The organism is Pseudomonas xantholysinigenes, from assembly GCF_014268885.2.
In the GTDB taxonomy this organism is placed as follows: domain Bacteria; phylum Pseudomonadota; class Gammaproteobacteria; order Pseudomonadales; family Pseudomonadaceae; genus Aquipseudomonas; species Aquipseudomonas xantholysinigenes.
This window is the reverse complement of the sequence record NZ_CP077095.1, coordinates 1,606,010-1,622,807: the sequence shown is the minus strand read 5'-3', so window position 1 is coordinate 1,622,807 and position 16,798 is coordinate 1,606,010. Positions and strand designations below refer to the sequence as shown.

Sequence of the window (16,798 nt, the reverse complement as noted above, 5' to 3'; positions counted from 1 at the left end):
AGCACACATGAATACTACGATTCCCAAGGTGGTCGAAACATGGATGGCCAGTTCCGAAAATGCCGACATGCTTGGCTGGGACATGATCGTCGCGCTACCGATCGAGCTGGTTAACGACCACGTGTTGCAAGCGCTGTTGCGCAAGTTCGCAGGGGGTGAAGCGCCTGGCGGCCTGGAAGGCAAGGTCGAGATACCCAACTCTCCCTTGCTGCATCATCTTGACGGCTACCGGCTTGCCAGCCCCAAGCTGGAGGCAGACGCGAGCAACTACGTCGACAACCGGATCAAAATGAGCGTGTCGATGGAAGGGGGGGTCCATTTGCTGACCAGAAACTCCGTCGATGTGATGTCGCTTAGCGCGCATACACCGCTGAATGCGCTCAAACCCAGTTTCGAGGTGCCGATCACCTTGGCGGGCGGAACGTTGAACACTGACCTGCGCGCCGGCTCCGGTCATGAGTTGACCTTGGGGGGGGGCGACATCGAGGACACGGCCGCTGGCAGGGAACTGGGCGCTATGCTCAGCAATTTGGCCGAGCCATCCGCGCAGTTGGACCTTGCCTTGCTGCAGCCTTCAGGGCAAAACCCGCTGCGCCGGGTCGCTCGCCTGGAGGTGCGTGTGCAGAGCAGTACAGATGCTCCCGCCGACGACGGGCCGGCGCGACAGAGCCTGTTGCTGTTTGTGCAGCTCGAACATGGCGGCAAGGGCGAGGTACCGGTGGGCGGCAACGCCTTCCCCTACCTGGCCGGGCTGGAGGGCGCCAAACAGCGTTGCACGGTACTGGTGTCGCAACATCTGCTGCACAGGGTGGCGTTCGGGCAAAGTATCATGACGGCGCTTCAGGAGGGGGGGTTCAGCTACCAGGCCAGTAACGGCCAGCCCTTGGCTTCCATCACGGCAACTGCGGGCGAGCTGCATCTTGCGGGTGGGGCTTATAGCAGCCGGAACATCAGCTATGACTTCGACCCCGTGGTATTGCCAGCGGCCACCGGGAACAAAGCGCTAAAGGTCGAGTTTTCCTCTGACCAGGCGATCATGCGTTGGCAGCCCAGGTTCAAGGTCAATTTCCGCTACAGCGTAATGGGTGGTGTGAGTGTCCCGCATGAGGTGGAGATCGAGCCACTGCTGGAGTACGGCTTGCAGCTTTCGGAAGACGAGCAGAAAAAAGAGCTGCTGCAGGCGCGCTGGAGCGAGCAAGCAGGTCTGCGCTCTATGTGTTTTGCAGGGTTGCCTGAGACGTTGCAGGAGGACATGACTGCGGCCATCGAGACCTTTATCCGTTTGCGCTACCTGGAGGCTGTCAATGCTCGCTTTCAGATTCGTATCGCTGAGCAACTCTTGCCGTTCCTGCGACTGTTCGACAGCCGTAGCCTGCGCTGGCAAATAGGCGCCGCACCCAACAATCTGGTTGTGGTTGGGGGCTTTGACAATGCCGTTGGTGTTTTCGAGATCGTCGAGCAGGAAGCGCAACTGGCATCAGGACAGGAGCATACCTTCACGGTTCAGCCTGATGACGGCACTAAACTGCGTTGGGACATCGAGCCGTTGCCCGGTTACAGCGGCGCTGTGGGAGAACTCAAGAGCCCAGGTGTCTATGTTGCCCCCTTGTCCAGTCAGTTCGAAGGGGCGACCTTGCGGGTCAAGGTAGTGGCGACCCACCCTGTCAGTGGCTGGCGAAGTTCGGCGTTGGTCTGTGTGAACAGTGTGGGGCTGTTGATGACGCCATTGTTCGTGCAGCTTATACGTGGACATGAGTCCCAGACCCGAGTCGATCTGTCGGTCGCAAGTGCTCAGGCAGGGGAGCTCGAATGGTCTATTGTCGACCCGGTTGAAGGCCAGAGTGGCACAGTCAAGCCAGACGCAGAGGACGCTAGCAAATCGGTATTCACGGTCGGTCCGCAGCAGGACGACAAGACGTATGTGATCGATCAGGTCGCAGTGCTTAACCGCTTGACCGGCGAGACCCAGAGGGGCGTCTTGCTCGGTGTGCACAACGACCCAGGCCTGGAAGTTGTGCCTGCCGTAGCTCAGCGTAACGCGCAAGGATTGCAGCTGGAAGCGTTCTATGGAGACGCGTCGATTACGCCCGATTGGTCCTGGACAGGGCCTGGTAAGGTCACCGACGAGGGGATGTACCTGCCCGACCCGGCAACTGCCGAGCATTTTGTACTGATAGTGGCAACTTTTGAGCGCAGGGGGCAGGTGCATGAAGGGCATATTGTGCTGCCGCTGCCGCTGGACAGCTTCCCGGCTGTGCGACGGGCGCAGGTGAATCGTGGCCGCGCGTTACGCAAGGCGGATGTGGCGCGTACCGCGCAGGAGCCACCGAAGTTCGACCTGATTCCAGTCAGCGGCGTCGAGGTAACGCCGCTGCGTGATGTTCAGTTCACCTTCCCGTTGGTGGCGCCATCGGCCGTCACGTGGTCGGTGACTCGAACAGAAGGCCATACTTCTGGTAAGGGCACGATAACCAAATCAGGGCTGTATACCGCGGGAACAGCGATTGCCGGTAGCGATACCGTGCACGCCACGGTTATGGGGCTTGGGAGTGTCATCGCCGAAGGGGCCAGCCTCGTACACAATCGACCGAGCGAGCGAGCTGCGTGGCAAACAATCAAGGATTTCACGGTAAAGGCAGCGGCATTTGGTGGTAATGGCAGCATGTACCCCAACGGCTATCAGCAGTTGGAAATCGTGGTCAATGTCGAGGCCGAAGGTATTGAATCTATCGGCCGGGATGAGCTGGAGACCTTGCAACTGTATTCCACTTCTACTCATCAGGCCGTCCCTTGCCTGGAGCCTAAGCAGGACAGGCTCGATAAAGTTGGCGTGCAGTGGGCGGTGGCTGATGCGCCGAACGAGTATGACCAGGCCAAGCCGCAAGGGCTGGCTGCTGCGGGCGGGGGGCAGATCGACGAGAAGGAAAGCATTTTTCTACACAGCCGTGCCCACGGCGAGACGTACGGAACATTCTATGCGGGGTTCCGGGACCGCTATGGTTGCTGGTACTACAGTCCGCATGAGCAAGGGGGGGGCGACGAAGTCATTGTGACACTGCGCGAGCATAAGCCGGAGGCGGAGGGGAGATTTGATTTGAAGGTTAAGCAAATCAAGCCAATTGTTAAGGATCCTAACGACGAGGACTATGATTTTAACTATAAATCGACAGATTACTGGACACTGAGCGGCCCTGGTAAATATTTAGAATGCAACGTTTTTCATGGTGGTGACACGTCAGAGCGGCGTGAGAGCATGGTTACTTGGGAAAATGAAAGCTCGCTTGAAATAATGGCCAGTTATACAGGCTTTGTCTTCACTCCCTATGGCGGAAAAAAACCGACATCTATGTGTTTTGATGAAAATCTACCTCAATTGCATAGTCAGTTCACAACGCTGGCGAGCGACGAAGTAGTCACAGACTGGCTGCCTGCAAGTGGCTTGGTAATTTCTAACTATCGTGTAAGCTCGCTGAGCTTCTCTGGTGCAAAAAGTAAGTATGTAGAAAAGTTCAAGGCGCCCTTGGTATTTGAGTTGCGCGATACCCAGGGGAATACCACTGGCGTGAAAGTGGAGTATTCGGGCGAGGGGGTGCGGCGGCGCGACGTATTGGGTATCAAGGAAATTATAGCTGACGATTTCAAGGATTAGAGTTTGTGCTGATTTAAGTGTCAGGTGTAGTGGTGTTGCCCTCGTCGTGTTTGTGCGCTTAGGTACATTTTTATTTGATGTTCATTTCCTTATGCCTTTCAAGGAGCCTCGACCTATGTCCACCAGTACTTCTTTGCATTCCAACGCCTTCAACTTCATGGGCTATCTGCAAGGCGGTGTCGACCCGCGCACGGGCCAGTACACGGTTTCCATCAGCCTGCTCGAGGCCAAGGTCAATGCCCTGCAAGGCCCCGACCTGCCCCTGGCGCTGTTCTTCAGCCCCCTCAACCCGTTCGACTCCGGTTACGGGCTCGGCTGGAACCTGCAGCTGTCGCAGTACGACACCGCCACCCAGGTCATCTCGGCGCACAGCGGCGGCAGCTTCCGCCGCACCGGCTCGGAGGGCAGCCGGTTATTGATGCGCGAGCAGAAAATCGATGACTTCCGGCTTTTCGACGAGGGTGGCGGTAACTACCGCCTGGTACACCGCTCGGGCCTGGTAGAACGCCTGGTCAAGCAGCCCGGCAGTGATCTGGCCCTGCCGCAAGAGGTCTATGGCGACAAAGGCCACGTGCTCAAGCTTGAATACCTGCAGTTCAGGGACAAAGACAACAAGATTCACCCCCGCCTGGCGCTGATCAAGGATCACAACGACAAGGTCGTGCTGCGGATCGACCGCCAGACCGATGGCCTCGACATCCACCTCAACCCCAACGACAGTGGCAACGCCAAGGCCAGCTACCACCTGCAGCTGGACAACCTCAAGCGCGTGAGCCGCGTGGTGCTGCCCACCACGGAGGCGGCGTCCTGGCGTTACCAGTATGAGGAGATCGAAAAATTACACGTCATCAAGGAAGTGGATACGCCCATCGGCGCCAATGAGGTCATCACCCACAGCCGCGTTGCCAGCAATCATCATCGCGTGCCCGAGAAAGCCGGGGGCGGTTACCTGCCCCGGGTCTTGCAGCATGTCATCAAGCCCAGCAGCGGGCAACACGACACCTTGACCATTGTCTATGCCTATGCGCTGAGCAAGGGCAATGGGTACAGGGCGGGCAACAACTTCCTGGGTGCCAACCTGACCCACAACAAGCCGGACTATGGCCTGGACTACTTGTTCAGTTCGGTGGGCACCTACGCCTACGGCTCGACCGAGACACGCACGAAGCAGGGCGAGGAGCACAAGATCGAGCGCGAGTACAACCGTTTCCACCTGCTGGCCCGCGAGGAGACCACCCACACCGATACCAAGACCCAAGTCACCTCCACCGAAATGACTGAAACGGCTTATTACAGCAACGGCGGTTATTTCCATGAGGACCACGCCTATTGCCAGTTGCCGGGGATCACCACGCGCACCTGGAAGCGCAACAGCGGCATGTCTTACCTCGAAGGGGACATCCGCCTGTACAAGCCAGACGGCAACCTGGAGAGCGAGGCTCAGGTGCATGGCGATCCACGCATCGACAAGCCGGTGCTTGGCCTGACCAAGGCCTACGAGTGGTATGCGACCGGCGGCGAGGGCGCCGATCCGCGCGACCCCAACTACTTCACGCCACGCCTGAAACGCACCGCACGGATTCCCGACCCTACCGCCGCGCACAAGGATGCGCCGACGCTGTACCAGCACTACAGCTACGAGAAGGCCGCTGCGCTGCCCGGTAACGGGCCAAAATCCTGGCACCGGATCAAGCGCGAGGTGCTGTCGCTGAGTGAGACCGAATCGGGCGATGGGGTGCAGGCGACCGATTACGCCTATTTCGATACGCCCTCCCAGTCCCAGACCCATGGCAGGGTAGAGTCCGAAACCGTCACCCTCAACGGCAAGCCCACCGTCACCGCCTACTGCTATGACTGCGAGGAAGCACCGGGCAAGCGTGTCAGCGCACCGGTGGATCTCCCGGCGCACGTCAAGGCACTGCAACGCAGGATCAAGCTTCTGCAGCGCAAGTTGCTCGATGACGAGCCTCTGCTGACGACCTTCCAGACCGTGACCGGGTGGGACCACAAGGAGGACGGCAGCCCGGAGGAGTCGCGGCAGAAGACCATGACATTGACCCATTCACTGCTTACCGGCGAGCCAGTGTTGTTCGAAGACAACAACGGCGTACGCATTCTTACCCAGTACGATGAGTTGCGCCGGGTAACGGACGAGATCGTCGCTCCGGACGAAGATGAATTCAAAGCGACACGCCATTACGACTACACACTCTGCGGTGCAAACAGCACTGAAACCAAGCAGATCATGACCAACGTCCGCGGCGTCATCACCACCACCTATGTGGATGGCCTGGGCAGGCCGGTACGCGAATGCCGTAGCCACATCGACGAGAACAAACCGGATACGCCGATGGAAACCGTTTCCATCGTCTATAACACCTTCGGCCAGAAGGTCAGCGAAACGCTGATCGACTACCTCCCGCAGATGCCAACAGAAAGCGCCCCCACCCCACCTCCAATCGCCTTGCCCTTGACACGCACCTTCGCCTACAACAGCTGGGGCGAGGAATGCTGCGTGACAGGCGCCGATGGTGTACAGCAACACAGGTTCATCGAGCCGACCGGGAGTACGGCCCACAAAGGACATATTGAAAAAGCCTGGCGCCAAGGGGTAATGGCAAATGGCGTAGCCCCGATCAGCGGCAAAAAGGAATCCTGGTTGAATGGCTTCGACAAACCCGTCAAAACCCAGCGCCTGCTGGCGAACGGGGACCCTTATGCCGAGCAGAACTACGAATACGATGGACTGGGCAACTGCAAGTTGCAAACCGACGAACGCTTCCACTCCATACGTTTCGATTTCGACGCTTGGGATCGCGTGACCCAAACGACGTTGGCCGACGGCACGCAGGTGACCCGCGATTATGCCGAACATACCCGCAAAGAGCTTCCTGTCGCGATACACATCGGAAATTCCGGCACTCATCGTCCACTCGGCAGCCAGACTTTCGATGGCCTCGATCGCCTTGAAAGCAAAACGACAGGTCGCCGAACAGAGCAGCTTTTCTATCCGGCAGGCATGACTCGACCCGACAGGCACATTTCGGCGAAAGGCGACACAATCAGCTTCGACTATGACCTCCAGCTGACCGACGCCCCGAAGCTGGCCAAGGCTCCCGAAGGCGATGCCGAGTTCACGTTCAACAAAACCAGCGCACGCCTGGAGAAGGCCATTAATCAACACGGTACCCGCACCTACGAGTACGACTGGAACAACCGCGTTACCTTGGAACGCTGGAGCGACGACCGGGACAAGCCGCTCTACACGACCCGCCAGGGCATATCGCTACACGGCCGCCTGTGCTGGCAAAAAACCGAAAATGGCCCCGACAGCACGTTCACCTATGATGAACATGGCCGTCCGAAAAAGACCACACAAGGCAACCTGGAATCGAATTTTCACTATGACACACTCGGGCAGGTGGAGCGCGTAGAGCTGGTGGACTTGCAAACCCAGGAAAAGCTCACCACCACCTTCTCCTATGACGATCAAGGCCGAGAAAAGAAGCGCACCTTCAAACGCGGCGCTCAACCGGAACGCTCGATCACCCAGAAATGGGCCCTGGGGAATCTACTTGAGCTGCGCCATCTGGAGGAAGGCAAAACCAGCCTTCTGAAAGAGGATTTCACCTACGATGAGCGTGGCCGCCTCCTGACGCACCTGTGCTCGGGGCGCGACCTGCCGAGAAATGAGCAGGACCAGGAATACATTGCACAGGCATTCACTTACGATGAACTGGACAACATTCTTTCGCGCACGACCACGCTCAAGGATCAGACAGAGCATACCGCCACCTTCAAGTACGAAGGAGAGGACCCCTGCCAACTGAGCCGGGTTATTTACTCACCCGCCAGGCCCGACACTCCCGGGCGGTTCGACTATGACGCCAATGGCTGCCAGCTCAACGACGAAAAAGGTCGGTCGATGAACTACGACAGTGAAAAGCGCCTGGTACAAGTGAGCAAAACAGCGAAAAGCGCAGCTGCTACCTATCACTATGATGCCCACGGCCACCTGATACGCACGAAACAGGCCGAGAACACCGACGACACCTTGCTGTACTTCGAAAAAAACCGCCTGCGGATGGCCATTCGTGGCGAAACCCAGACACATCTGCTGCATGCCGGGGACCTGCCACTGGGTCAGCAGCAAGCGGGTGCTGGCGCAGCGACTCGGATGTTCAGTTGCACCGCCAGCGGCAGCGTGATTGCTGACAGCCCTCAGCCTGCCGACCGCAATCCAGGCTACAGCGCCTACGGCCAGCGCTTCGGTGCCCTGGCCAGCCTGCTGGGTTTCAACGGCGAATACCTTGACCCCGACAGTGGCTGGTACCTGCTCGGTCGTGGCCACCGCGCCTATAATCCCGAACTGATGCGCTTCCAGAGCCCGGATACACTAAGCCCATTCGGCAATGGCGGTATCAATTGCTACGCCTATTGCCAGGGCAACCCCATTACCTTCAGCGACCCGACCGGGAGGGCCTCCCGCGGCCTGGCAGAGCGCGATGAACGAGGATTGGCCAAACGAGGGGAGAGGGGATTGGAACTTACTCCCGAGCAAATTTGGATGCGCCAACAACAACAAGGCAGGAACGGAGTATGGATAGCGCTCGGTGTAGGAATACTTTTCACGGCTCTGTCCATTGTTGCGGCCATCGTGACGCTTGGTGCGGCGGCACCTGCAATAGTAGCAGCGGCTACAAGCACTGTTGCCGGCGTCAGCGCAGCGGTGAGCGCCGGGACCGTTGCAGGGGCAACGGCGGCACTAGCGGCAGTCGCGGCTGTAGTAACTTCAGTGGCACCGCAACTCGTGATAGCGGGCATGGCTGCAGCGGGGGCCATTGTACAGACCACTTCATTCGTGGTGGAAACAGCTGCCAACTTCACCCAGGATCCCGGCTTGGCCAAGGCGGCCGAGGTAGTTGGTTACGTGTCCATGGCGCTGGCACTCTCTGACAACATCGTAGGCCTGGCTATTCAACGCACTGGTCAAGCTGAAAGACCAAAGCCTACAGATATCAGGGAATAAGCCAGTTTTTGCTCACGGACAATGATCTGTTGCTCAAAAAAAAACGCCACTTCAAACGAAGTGGCGTTTTTTATTTGGAGCGGGAAACGAGACTCGAACTCGCGACCCCGACCTTGGCAAGGTCGTGCTCTACCAACTGAGCTATTCCCGCAGGGTGAAGCGTTACCGCATGTGGTGTGAAGCATCTTGACGACCTTCACCACCTGCACCGTCGAAAACGATGCGTTGAAACTGGAGCGGGAAACGAGACTCGAACTCGCGACCCCGACCTTGGCAAGGTCGTGCTCTACCAACTGAGCTATTCCCGCAAATATGGCGTCCCCTAGGGGACTCGAACCCCTGTTACCGCCGTGAAAGGGCGGTGTCCTAGGCCACTAGACGAAGGGGACTAAGCCGACGCTTTGCAGCGCACCAGCACATGAACCTCACGATTCAGCCTGGATTTTCTTTTCCTGCCCTGCCGAAGCAGTGCCGGAGAAACTGGAGCGGGAAACGAGACTCGAACTCGCGACCCCGACCTTGGCAAGGTCGTGCTCTACCAACTGAGCTATTCCCGCAATATGGCGTCCCCTAGGGGACTCGAACCCCTGTTACCGCCGTGAAAGGGCGGTGTCCTAGGCCACTAGACGAAGGGGACACACTGCTCGCATTACCCATTAAGGTGCTGCTTGCTTTCACTCCCTGCCGCGTTTCGCTGTGAGCTTTACGCTGCAAGTGGCGCGCATTCTATGGATGCCTTGCAGGGTCGTCAACCCCTTTGTAGAAATTTATTTAAATCAATGACTTCCCGTTGCCACAGGGGGTAGTGCAGGATGCATCCGGGGATTGGCGTTGATTTTCTGACACGGCCTCGGCAAGCTCATAGCCATGTGCCACCACCTCTAGATCTGCGCAGGGTGGCCGACATAGAAACAAGGCCGAGCAGATCCGCCGGGCTGCACTGTTCGCCCCAGGGTGAACTCACTACACTCTTTACCAGATGCAAAACTTCTTCATGAGGCGTTAACGGTGACACCACTTCTGATCACCCTGCTTATCGTGGCGGGCATCGCATTACTGATCGTGATCGGCTACCTCAACAACGTGGTCGAGAACAGCAAGCTCGAACGCGCCCGCTTGAAAGTCGAACTGGCCGATCGCCTGCGCCGCTGTGGCGAGATCACCGAAACCTTCCCCGGCCAGTTCATGACCCCGGCGCTCAAGCTGCTGCTGACCCGCCTGGAACTGAACCTCAACCAGCGCCAGCTGGCATTGGACAAGCACAGTGGCGACCTCAAGGCACGCATTGCCGAGCTCGAGGGATTGATCAGCCAGGCCGAGCGCATCCCGGTGAACAACCCGCCCTCGCCGATCCAGACCGAAGCCAAGGCCAAGGATGTGCGCTTCCTGCTGGAACTGCTGCACAACCAGATCGTGCGTGCCACCCAGGAGGGCTTCCTGGCCACCAACGAAGGCAAGTACTGGGTCAAGGAGATTCGCCATATCCTGGTGCTGCTGCACATCGAGTTCTTCAATAACCTGGGCCAGCAGGCGCTGCAACAGAACCAGCCAGGCCAGGCGCGCCTGGCCTTCGAGCGCGGCGTGCAGTACCTGCGCAAGCAGCCTGAGCCCAAGCAGTATGAAGAACAGCTGACCTATCTGGAGAAACTGCTGAACCGGGCCAACGCCCAGGTGCTGGACCAGATGGAGCCGGCAGAGAACGACCAGAACGCGTTGACCCAGGGTCTGAAGACCGACGAGGACGAGACCTGGAAGAAGAAGGTGATCTACGACTGATCCGTTACCTGACAGGTTCTGGGGCCGCTTTACAAGCCCTATAAAGAAAGGGGCCTTCGCAGGCCCCTTCTTCATTTCAGCAATCGGTCAACTCGAGAAACACCTCGACCAACCGCTCCAACCCCGCCTGATCGGCCTCGCTGAAGCGCGCCAACTTCGGGCTGTCCAGGTCAAGCACGCCAATCAGCCGGCCGCCCTTCACCAGCGGAATCACCAGCTCGCTATTGGAGGCGCTGTCACAGGCAATATGCCCGGGAAACGCATGCACATCCTCGACTCGCTGGGTTTCACGGGTCGCCGCGGCGGCGCCGCACACGCCCCGGCCAAACGGAATGCGCACGCACGCCACCTGGCCCTGGAACGGGCCGAGCACCAGTTCTTCGTTACGGTTGAGGTAGAACCCCGCCCAGTTCAGGTCCTCGACCTGGTTGAACAGGAACGCCGAGAACTGCGCGGCATTGGCGATGAAGTCGCGCTCGTCGGCAAACAGCGCCTGCACTTGCGCGGCCAGCAAGTCGTAGCCATCGAGGCCCTTGCCACTGGCATTGAGGTCGATCATTTACTTCTGCTCCAGCAATTGCAGCCCGACCCAGTAGCGGGCGAACTGATAGGCACAGCGGCCATTACGGTTGCCGCGGCCGGTGGCCCAGCGCACGGCGAGGATGTCGAGTTCTTCGTTACGCTGCCAGCGCAGCCCGGCGGGGCGCGCCAACTGGCCGATCCAATGCTCGACCACGTTGAGGAAGTGCTCCTGGGAGAACGGATAGAACGACAGCCACAGGCCGAAACGGTCGGACAGGGCAATCTTGTCCTCCACCGCTTCGTTGGGGTGCAGTTCGCCATCGACCATCTTCCAGTTTTCGTTGTCGCTCTGTTTCTCCGGCACCAGGTGGCGGCGGTTGGAGGTGGCGTACAGCAGGACGTTGTCCGGCGCCTGTTCCAGCGAACCATCGAGCACACTCTTGAGCACCCGGTAGTCGCCCTCCCCGGCCTCGAACGACAGGTCGTCACAGAACAGGATGAAGCGCTGCTCGAGCTTTTGCAGCTGCTCGACCACGCGCGGCAGGTCGGCCAGGTGGTCGCGTTCGATTTCGATCAGGCGCAGGCCCTGGCCGGCATGTTCGGCCAGCAGCGCGCGCACCAGCGACGACTTGCCGGTGCCGCGTGAGCCCCACAGCAGGGCGTGGTTGGCCGGCATGCCGCTGATGAACTGGTGAGTGTTGCGGCCCAGCTGGTCACGCTGCTGGTCGACGCCGATCAGGTCGGACAGGCGAATATCCAGGCTGACTTCCAGCGGCATCAGGTAGCCGCTGCGGCCATCGCGCTGCCAGCGAGCAGCCAGGGTATGGCCCCAGTCGATGTTCGGGCGTTGCGCGGGCAATAAGGGTTCGAGACGGGCGAGAACGGATTCGGCGCGGTCGAGAAAAGCGGTGAAGCGAGCGTCCATGATGGCTCCTAGCAAATCAGATTCGGTACCGTTGCGGCCCCTTCTGCTCTCACAGGGTTGATCTCCCCCTGTGGGAGCGGGTTTACCCGCGAAGGGGCCAGCACGGGCAAAAGCTGAATGTTCGACAGACCCGCCAGCAGCCAGGGCTGATCGGCTATGCTTGCGCAGCGCACGGAGCAAGTAACCGGCTTGGGACCCATGGATATCAAGTTCACCAATCGCCTGTCATACAAGCAAGCCCGGTTGACAGTCCTGGTCGGCTTCATCCTGGGAACATTGCTCAGTCTCATCCAGATCGGCATCGATTATGCCAGCGAAGACGCGTCCATCAACCGTGAAATTCAGGCGTTGATGAAGATCAGCCACGACACGGCCTCGCGCATCGCCTACAACATCGATACCGAGCTGGCCCAGGAACTGACTGGCGGGTTGCTGAAATCACCGGCGGTGCTGCGCGCGCAACTGATCGACAACAACGATACGGTGCTGGCCGATGTGCAGCGCCCGCGCCTGCAAAGCCGCTACCGGCCGCTGTCGGACTTTCTGTTCGGCGAGCAGCGCCAGTTCCAGGATCGCCTGTTCCTGGCCCACATGCCCAAGGACTACCTTGGCACCCTGTACCTGGACGTCGACACCTACGCCTTCGGCGGCCGCTTCCTCGACCGCGCCGGAGTGACCCTGGTCAACGGCTTTGCCCGCAGCCTGGTACTCACCGGCATCCTCCTGGCGCTGTTCTACCTGATGCTGACCAAACCCCTGGTGACGGTGATCGCCGCATTGAGCGGCAACGACGCGCGCACGCCCCGGCAAACCCGCGTCGACTGCCCCAAGGGCCACGAGAACGACGAGATCGGCGTATTGGTGCGGGTAGCCAACCAGCAGTTCGTCAGCATGGCCACCGAAATCCAGCAGCGGCGTACCGCCGAGAACCGCCTGACCCAGTACCTCAACGAGCTGGAAGATATCGTCTCGGCGCGCACCGACGAGCTCAAGGCCAGCAACAGCCGCCTGAGCCTGTCCAACCAGGAGCTGGACGAGGCCCGCCAGCGCGCCCTGGACATGGCCCAGGCACGGGCGGCGTTCCTGGCCAACATGAGCCACGAGATCCGCACCCCGCTCAACGGCATGCTCGGCATGATCGCCCTGGCCCTGGACAGCGGCCTGGCCGCCGAACAGCGCCAGCAACTGTCGATTGCCCACGACTCGGGCAAGGTACTGGTGGAACTGCTCAACGATATCCTCGACCTGTCCAAGTTCGATGCCGGGCAGCTGGAGCTCGAGCGTATTCCGTTCGACCTCGGCGCGATGGTCGAGGACACCGCCAACCTGCTGTCGCAGAATGCCGCGCCCAGCGTCGAACTGACCTGCCTGATCGCCCCGGACTTCCCAAGCACGGTACTCGGCGACCCGACCCGGGTCCGCCAGATCGTCAGCAACCTACTGTCCAACGCCCTCAAGTTCACCCGCTTTGGCCGCGTCGACGTGCGCCTGTCGAGCATCGTCGGCGGCGTGCGCCTGGAAGTGTGCGACACCGGCATCGGCATTCCCGAGGAAGCCCAGGCGCGGATCTTCCAGCCCTTCACCCAGGCCGGCGCCGGCATCACCCGCCAGTACGGCGGCACCGGCCTTGGCCTGGCCCTGACGCGCAACCTGTGCAAGGCCATGCAGGGGCGTCTGAACATCCACTCCGAAACCGGCTTCGGCAGCCGTTTCAGCGCCGATTTGCCGCTGCCCACCCATACCGAGGCCATCCCGCCGGCGCCGCTGAGCGGGCGCGTCGTGGCCCTGGGCAACGCCGGCAGCGGCCTGGCCGAACTGCTCGGGCAACTGCTACCACGCTGGGGGCTGGACTACACACGGCATGACTCCGCCGCCGAGTTGGCCGGCAGCACGGTCGACCTGTTGATCACCGATGACCTCGACCACGTGCTCGACCTGCGCCCGGGCATTCTTGCGCCGATCCTGCTGGTGACGGCCTACGGTAACTTCCTGCCCAGCGAGCAAGCCGCGCAATTGGCACCGCTGCAACAACTGGCTCGCCCCCTGGCACGCAATGCCCTGTACCAAACGCTGCGCCGCACCCTGCTGGGCGAGCCCAGCGCGCCCCTGCCCCACGAGGTGCCGACGTCGCAGGCGCTACGCGCGCGGGTGCTGCTGGTAGAGGACAACCCGGTGAACCAACTGGTGGCCAAGGGCATGCTCGGCAAGCTCGGCTGCCAGGTCCAGGTCGCCGCCCACGGCGTGGAGGCCCTGGAATGCCTGGAGCAGGAGGACTTCGACCTGGTACTGATGGACTGCAACATGCCGGTGATGGATGGCTACGAGGCCAGCCGGCGCATCCGCCAGGGCGGACGCTGGCCAGAGCTGCCGATCGTCGCGCTGACCGCCAACGCCATGCCCGAGGAACGCGAACGCTGCCGCGCCGCGGGGATGAACGACTACCTGGCCAAGCCGTTTCGCCGCGAGGAACTACTGGCGCTGATCGATCACTGGGTGCCGCTCAGCGCTTGAGCAGTGGCTCGATCGCCGACTTCAGCGCCTCGGGCTTGGTGGTCGGGGCAAAGCGGGTGACCGTGCCGCTGCGTGGGTCAAACAGGAACTTGGTGAAATTCCACTTGATCTTCTGCGTGCCCAGCAGCCCCGGGGCGCGCCGCTTGAGCTCGGCGAACAGCGGGTGGGCGCCGGGGCCGTTGACCTCGACCTTGCGAAACAGCGGGAAGCTCACGCCGAAATTGCTCTCGCAGAACTGTGCGATCTCGCGGGCATCACCCGGTTCCTGCTTGCCGAACTGGTTGCAGGGAAAGCCCAGTACCACCAGGCCCTGGTCGCGATAGGCCTGCCACAGGCGCTCCAGGCCTTTGTACTGCGGGGTGAAGCCGCACTGGCTGGCGGTGTTGACCACCAGCAGCGCCTTGCCGGGGAAATCGCCGAGCTTCTTGTGCTCGCCGCCCAGGGTGACACAGGGGATGTCCAGCAGTGCATCGGCCATGGTTGGCGCTCCGTCAGTCGCGGGGTTTGAGATCCAGGCACACCGAGTTGATGCAGTAGCGCAGCCCGGTCGGTGGCGGGCCGTCGGGGAACACATGGCCGAGGTGGGCGTCGCACTGGGCGCAGGTGACCTCGGTGCGGATCATGCCGTGGGAAGTGTCACGGATCTCGATCATCGCGGCGGCCTCGATAGGCTCATAGAAACTCGGCCAGCCGCAACCGGAATCGAACTTGGCCTTGGCATCGAACAGCGCCAGGTCGCAGCAGATGCAGTGGTAGATGCCATCACGCCGTTCGCTGTTGTACTTGCCGCTGAACGGCCGCTCGGTGCCCTTGAGGCGGCACACCTGGTACTGGGCGGGATCGAGCATGGCGCGCCATTCGTCCAGGGTTTTGTCGATCTTTTGCATGGAGGGACCTCGGCAGGCTGAATTTCACCTCGCGCCGGCTTTTCCCTGGCGCGGGTGGCACGTATATTAGTTGGCTTCGTGTGCCAGGCAGCAAGTCTGGCACCCGCTTCCCGCCCTTTCAAACCTTTCGATAGAGGGCGGCGCGTATTCTCACTCGGGATCTCATCATGCAGTTCAGCAAATCGAACAAGCTCGCCAATGTCTGCTACGACATTCGCGGCCCAGTGCTCAAGCACGCCAAACGCCTGGAAGAGGAAGGCCACCGCATCCTCAAGCTGAACATCGGCAACCCAGCGCCGTTTGGTTTCGAGGCGCCGGACGAGATCCTCCAGGACGTTATCCGCAACCTGCCGACCGCCCAGGGCTACAGCGACTCCAAGGGCCTGTTCAGCGCGCGCAAGGCGGTGATGCAGTACTGCCAGCAAAAGGCAATCGAAGGCGTCACCATCGAGGACATCTACCTCGGCAACGGCGTGTCCGAGCTGATCGTCATGTCGATGCAGGCGCTGCTCAACAACGGCGACGAAGTGCTGATCCCGGCCCCCGACTATCCGCTGTGGACCGCCGCCGTGAGCCTGGCCGGCGGCAAGCCGGTGCACTACCTGTGCGACGAGCAGGCCGACTGGTTCCCCGACCTGGATGACATCAAGGCCAAGATCACCCCGAACACCAAGGCCCTGGTGATCATCAACCCGAACAACCCGACCGGCGCGGTGTACTCCCGCGAGCTGCTGCAAGGCATGCTGGAGCTGGCGCGCCAGCACAACCTGGTGGTGTTCTCCGACGAGATCTACGACAAGATCCTCTACGACGAGGCCGTGCACATCAGCACCGCATCGCTGGCCCCCGACCTGCTGTGCCTGACCTTCAACGGCCTGTCCAAGTCGTACCGGGTGGCGGGCTTCCGCTCCGGCTGGCTGATCATCTCCGGGCCCAAGCACCACGCCCAGAGCTACATCGAAGGCATCGACATGCTGGCCAACATGCGCCTGTGCGCCAACGTGCCGGCCCAACACGCGATCCAGACCGCCCTGGGCGGCTACCAGAGCATCAACGACCTGGTGCTGCCGCCGGGCCGCCTGCTGGAGCAGCGCAACCGCACCTACGAGCTGCTCAACGACATCCCCGGGGTCAGCTGCGTGAAACCGATGGGGGCACTGTACGCCTTCCCGCGCATCGACCCGAAGGTCTGCCCGATCCTCAACGACGAGAAGTTCGCCCTCGACCTGCTGCTGTCGGAGAAGCTGCTGATCGTCCAGGGCACGGCGTTCAACTGGCCATGGCCGGACCACTTCCGCGTGGTGACCCTGCCACGGGTGGACGACCTGGAGCAGGCCATCGGCCGGATTGGCAACTTCCTGCGCACCTATTCGCAGTAAGTACCGCCCTCTTCGCGGGTAAACCAGCGCCCACAAGACCTGTGGGAGCGGGTTTACCCGCGATGCAGCGCGAACCCCTTACATCCTGCAACGCTCTATCCCACGGCACCCCCGGCATCC

General features: G+C 60.7%; 9 protein-coding genes and 5 tRNA genes. 5 read left to right on the top strand and 9 right to left on the bottom strand.

From position 1 onward, the window contains the following. The first annotated feature begins 7 nt into the window (after positions 1–7). Both HU772_RS07390 and HU772_RS07385 read left to right on the top strand, forming a co-directional pair. Positions 8–3,649 (top strand): hypothetical protein, encoded by a 3,642-nt coding sequence (locus HU772_RS07390; RefSeq protein ID WP_186662793.1) that lies wholly within the window; start codon positions 8–10, stop codon positions 3,647–3,649. 115 nt (positions 3,650–3,764) lie between these two features. Continuing rightward, entirely contained in the window at positions 3,765–8,678 is a 4,914-nt protein-coding gene (locus tag HU772_RS07385) for an RHS repeat domain-containing protein (RefSeq protein WP_217858762.1), read from the top strand. Positions 8,679–8,753: 75 nt separating this feature from the next. Here the strand turns inward: HU772_RS07385 and HU772_RS07380 are convergent. From HU772_RS07380 to HU772_RS07360, 5 genes are all read right to left on the bottom strand, one after another. After that, positions 8,754–8,829: transfer RNA gene (locus HU772_RS07380), tRNA-Gly, on the bottom strand. 81 nt (positions 8,830–8,910) lie between these two features. Further along, a tRNA-Gly gene (locus tag HU772_RS07375) sits at positions 8,911–8,986 on the bottom strand. Between the two features lie 5 nt (positions 8,987–8,991). Next, positions 8,992–9,067 (bottom strand) — tRNA-Glu (locus HU772_RS07370). 92 nt (positions 9,068–9,159) lie between these two features. Beyond that, positions 9,160–9,235, bottom strand: a tRNA-Gly gene (locus tag HU772_RS07365). Positions 9,236–9,239: 4 nt separating this feature from the next. Then, positions 9,240–9,315, bottom strand: a tRNA-Glu gene (locus tag HU772_RS07360). Positions 9,316–9,686: 371 nt separating this feature from the next. Here HU772_RS07360 and HU772_RS07355 point away from each other — a divergent pair. Further along, positions 9,687–10,454, top strand: a complete 768-nt coding sequence (locus HU772_RS07355) for a hypothetical protein (protein WP_186662526.1) — start codon at positions 9,687–9,689, stop codon at positions 10,452–10,454. Between the two features lie 76 nt (positions 10,455–10,530). Here the strand turns inward: HU772_RS07355 and HU772_RS07350 are convergent, their stop codons facing one another. Continuing rightward, positions 10,531–11,013 carry a GAF domain-containing protein gene (locus tag HU772_RS07350; protein WP_186662525.1) on the bottom strand — a complete coding sequence of 161 codons (483 nt, stop codon included), beginning with the start codon at positions 11,011–11,013 and terminating at the stop codon, positions 10,531–10,533. Beyond that, positions 11,014–11,901 carry an ATP-binding protein gene (locus tag HU772_RS07345; RefSeq protein WP_186662524.1) on the bottom strand — a complete coding sequence of 296 codons (888 nt, stop codon included), beginning with the start codon at positions 11,899–11,901 and terminating at the stop codon, positions 11,014–11,016. Positions 11,902–12,057: 156 nt separating this feature from the next. On the opposite strand from HU772_RS07345, the gene HU772_RS07340 reads away from it, so the two are divergent. Beyond that, positions 12,058–14,412 carry a response regulator gene (locus tag HU772_RS07340; protein WP_186662523.1) on the top strand — a complete coding sequence of 785 codons (2,355 nt, stop codon included), beginning with the start codon at positions 12,058–12,060 and terminating at the stop codon, positions 14,410–14,412. On the opposite strand, the gene HU772_RS07335 is transcribed toward HU772_RS07340, so the two are convergent. Beyond that, the gene (locus HU772_RS07335; protein WP_186662522.1) at positions 14,402–14,890 is read right to left on the bottom strand and encodes a glutathione peroxidase; all 489 of its coding nucleotides are present in this window, start codon (positions 14,888–14,890) and stop codon (positions 14,402–14,404) included. The genes HU772_RS07340 and HU772_RS07335 overlap by 11 nt on opposite strands. A gap of 13 nt (positions 14,891–14,903) precedes the next feature. Continuing rightward, positions 14,904–15,299, bottom strand: a complete 396-nt coding sequence (gene msrB / locus HU772_RS07330; RefSeq protein ID WP_134693088.1) for a peptide-methionine (R)-S-oxide reductase MsrB — start codon at positions 15,297–15,299, stop codon at positions 14,904–14,906. Between the two features lie 167 nt (positions 15,300–15,466). On the opposite strand from msrB, the gene HU772_RS07325 reads away from it, so the two are divergent. Beyond that, on the top strand, positions 15,467–16,678 hold the full coding sequence (locus HU772_RS07325) for a pyridoxal phosphate-dependent aminotransferase (protein ID WP_186662521.1): 1,212 nt from the start codon (positions 15,467–15,469) through the stop codon (positions 16,676–16,678). Positions 16,679–16,798: the final 120 nt, after the last annotated feature.